At 69.9% G+C, this 3,546-nt stretch carries 2 protein-coding genes and 2 pseudogenes; 3 read left to right on the forward strand and 1 reads right to left on the reverse strand.

All coding sequences use genetic code 11. From position 1 onward, the window contains the following. Positions 1–655 (reverse strand): annotated as a pseudogene (locus GA0115259_RS33405) (N-acetylmuramoyl-L-alanine amidase); the annotation flags it as partial. Positions 656–781: 126 nt separating this feature from the next. On the opposite strand from GA0115259_RS33405, the gene GA0115259_RS33410 reads away from it, so the two are divergent. The 3 genes and pseudogenes from GA0115259_RS33410 to GA0115259_RS39765 all read left to right on the forward strand — a co-directional run. Beyond that, positions 782–1,540, forward strand: a complete 759-nt coding sequence (locus tag GA0115259_RS33410) for a TIGR03089 family protein (protein WP_093603877.1) — start codon at positions 782–784, stop codon at positions 1,538–1,540. Between the two features lie 245 nt (positions 1,541–1,785). After that, positions 1,786–3,069: an LCP family protein gene (locus GA0115259_RS33415; RefSeq protein ID WP_370749088.1), complete on the forward strand. Its 1,284-nt coding sequence runs from the start codon at positions 1,786–1,788 to the stop codon at positions 3,067–3,069. A gap of 220 nt (positions 3,070–3,289) precedes the next feature. Further along, positions 3,290–3,546 (forward strand): annotated as a pseudogene (locus GA0115259_RS39765) (LytR family transcriptional regulator); the annotation flags it as partial.

Genomic DNA, 3,546 nt, shown 5'->3' on the forward strand with positions numbered 1-3,546 from the left:
GGCCCGCGCCGGCGAGGCCCGCTTCGGTCTCCGCCTTGGACAGGGCGGGAATGTCGGTGGCGCCGGGCCGGGCGGGATCCGCCGGATCCTTCCCCGGATCGACCAGTTCCAGGCGCAGCCCGTGCGGCAGCAGTTCGCGGGCCGCTCCCTCCGCGCCCGGCTCCTCCGCCGCCCGTACACGGATCTCCACACCGTCCGAGTCGCCGACCCAGAGCGGTGCCGTGGAGCCGCGCACGGTGGCCGCGTCGCGTTCCGTCGTACCGGGATCGGCGCCGTGTTCCTGGTTGTGTGTCTCCAGGTCCTGCCAGCCGGACCAGCCGTGTGTCGCCCTGACGCGGGTACGGACCTGGACCGTGCCGTGGAGTTCGGCGTCGGCGTCGTCCCAGACGACGCCGAGCAGTGAGAAGGGCCGGACCGCGCGGCGGACCAGCCCTTGTGCCGCGTCCTGTTCCGGAGCGCCACCGGACGCGCGGTCCGAGGCGAGGGCGGTCAGCGGGAGCGACTGGGTGGACGACCGGGTGGAGCCGGGTGCCGCTTCGGCGTCCCGTGGAGCGGTGATCCGTGGCGCGGCGAGCGCGCTTGTCGGCTGTGACAGTGGAAGGACCAGCGCGGCGGTGCACACCGCTCCGATCGAAGACGCAAGGTAGGCACGCATGTGCCGATCCTGGGCGCGGCCCGCCGGACCCGCCCGCCGGAAAACTGACGGTGTGCCGGTCCAACCGGTGGACGCCTTCACCGGTACGGCGGTGGCCGCCCGGCCCCGCGGCGTACTCTTTCCCGAGTGAACGCCAGCCATCGCACCGCCGCCGACCTGCTGCGATCCGCTCTCGCCACGGATCCCGCCCGCCCTTTGGTCACCTTCTACGACGACGCCACCGGTGAACGTGTCGAATTGTCCGTGGCCACCTTCGCCAATTGGGTGTCCAAGACCGCGAACCTGCTCCAGGGGGATCTCGGCGCGGCGCCCGGCGACCGGCTCGCGCTGCTGCTGCCCGCGCACTGGCAGAGCGCGGTGTGGCTGCTCGCCTGTTCCTCGGTCGGTGTGACCGTCGACATCGGCGGCGATCCTGCCGCGGCCGATCTCGTCGTCAGCGGTCCCGGTCCCGAGGCGCTCGACGCGGCGCGCGCGTGCGCCGGCGAGCGGGTGGCGCTGGCACTGCGCCCGCTGGGCGGCCGGTTTCCGCGGCCTCCGGAGGGCTTCATCGACTACGCGGTGGAGGTGCCCGGCCAGGGCGACCGCTTCGCGCCGTACGCACCGGTGGACCCGGACGCGCCCGCGCTCGCCGTCGACGGTAGGGAGCTGACCTCGGCCCAACTCGTCGCGCGGGCGCGGAAGGACGCCGACGAGCGCGGACTCACCGCGGGATCCCGGCTGCTGTCGGGCCTCCCGTACGACAGTTGGGAAGGGCTGTCGGCCGGGCTGTTCGCGCCGCTCGCGGCGGGCGGATCCGCCGTCCTGTGCCGGCATCTCGGCCAACTGCCGGCCGACGGGCTCGAAAAGCGCGTCGAGAGCGAGCGTGTGACGCATCGCGCACTGTGAGCACACGCTGAGCCACCACCGAGCCACCACCACCGCGACTCCGGCCGCCCGCGCGCCGCGTCGTCATCACCCCTGAACGTTCCTGTAACACACACCGTCACCGGGCCGTACAGGATCAGCGATACCTGCGATTCACAGCAATTCACAGCAACACACAGCACAACCAAGCGCGGTGTTCGCCCGTCTACCCCAGCAACCGGCGGCGGCCCAGTGCGCCGCCGACGGCTTGAAGGATGGACGCAGACGTGACCGACAGTGCTGGCAGCACGCCGGCCGGACCGGCCGACACCGACAACGGAGTCAGCGACGACAACGATGCCGAAGCCACCGCATCGGATCTCAACCGCAGGCGCAACTGGCTGCGTTGGACCGCGCTCGGCACTTCCGTCGTGGTGCTCGCCGTCGCTGGTGCGGGCTGGTGGTTCTACAAGAAGCTCGACGGCAACATCACCACCGACACCACCGCCGCCGCCGAGCTGCGTACGTACGAGAAGGAGCGTCCCACCCCGATCGTGCTCGACGCGAAGAACATCCTGCTCATCGGCTCCGACAGCCGCTCGGGCGAGGGCAATGACAAGTACGGGCGCGACGACAGCGGTTCACAGCGTTCCGACACCACGATCCTGCTGCATCTCGCCGCGGACCGGCAGAGCGCGACCGCCGTCTCCATACCCCGCGACCTGATGGTCGACATCCCGAGCTGCCGCAAGCCGGACGGCACCCGCACCACGGACCAGTTCGCGCAGTTCAACTGGGCGTTCCAGTTCGGTGGCACCGCGTGCACGATCCGTACGATCGAGAAGCTCACCGGTATCCGCGTCGATCACCACATGGTGGTCGACTTCAGCGGTTTCAAGGGCATAGTGGACGCGGTCGACGGTGTCGAGGTCTGTCTCAAGGAGCCGGTCGACGACATACAGGCACAGCTCAAACTGCCCGCCGGGACCCAGACACTCGACGGCGAGCAGGCCCTCGGTTTCGTACGCGCGCGTCATGGCATCGGTGACGGCAGCGACACCCAGCGTATGGAACGGCAGCAACGTTTCCTCGGCGCCCTGTTCAAGAAGGTGCGGAGCAATGGAGTGCTGCTGAATCCGACCCGGCTCTATCCAGTGCTGGACGCGGCGACGAAGTCCATCACCACCGATCCGGGCCTGGCCTCGCTGACCGGCCTGTACGATCTGGCGCGCTCGATGCAGAGCGTACCGGTGGAAAAGGTGCAGTTCATGACCGTTCCCCGGCAGCCGTACAGCGCGGACCGGAACCGCGACGAACTCGTCCAGCCCGACGCGGAGAATCTCTTCGAGCGGCTGCGCGAGGACGGACCTGTATCCGTCAAAACGCCGGGCGGCGCGGACGCCGGTCCCACCGGCGGACCGAGCACCACCGCCGACGCCGGTCCCACCGCCCGTTCGGCTCCCACCGCCGGCTCGACTCCCACCGCGGGACCGACCGCGACCGCCGGTTCGACACCGAACCCTGGGCCCACTTTCGAGGGCTCAAACGCCGCGGCGGGCCTGTGTGAGTAAAGCAATAATCAAACAAAGTCCTTCAGTCCATGAAGATTGGGCAGATTGCCCGCTTGTAAGAGTCGTGGAATTTGTCACTGGCGTCGTTCGACGCTGAACTGGGCGGATAGTGTGACGCGATCCGGTGCATCGGACCGCGAGGCCCTGCACTGCTGGATCGAAAGACCGAGCGCCTTGGGGGAGGCGCCTCGCGTGGCACCGACGGAGGATTCAAGCAACCGTGGATGCGCATAGCCGTGGACAGGCGGACGAGATCGACCCCGCCGACCAGTGGGTCCTCAACCCGCAGACCGGCAACTACGAACTGCGACTGGACCACTCCACAGGGCAGCCGCCCTCCTCCCGGCCGCGAGGCGCCGGCAGACGTGGCGCTCCGCAACAGGGCGGCCGGAGAACGGCCGCGTCCCGGGACGGTGCCGCGCGCACGCCTTCCGAAGGCCGGTCGGCGGCGCCGCGCGACAAGGCGACGGGCACCCG

It is taken from the genome of Streptomyces sp. MnatMP-M17, assembly GCF_900091995.1.
In the GTDB taxonomy this organism is placed as follows: domain Bacteria; phylum Actinomycetota; class Actinomycetes; order Streptomycetales; family Streptomycetaceae; genus Streptomyces.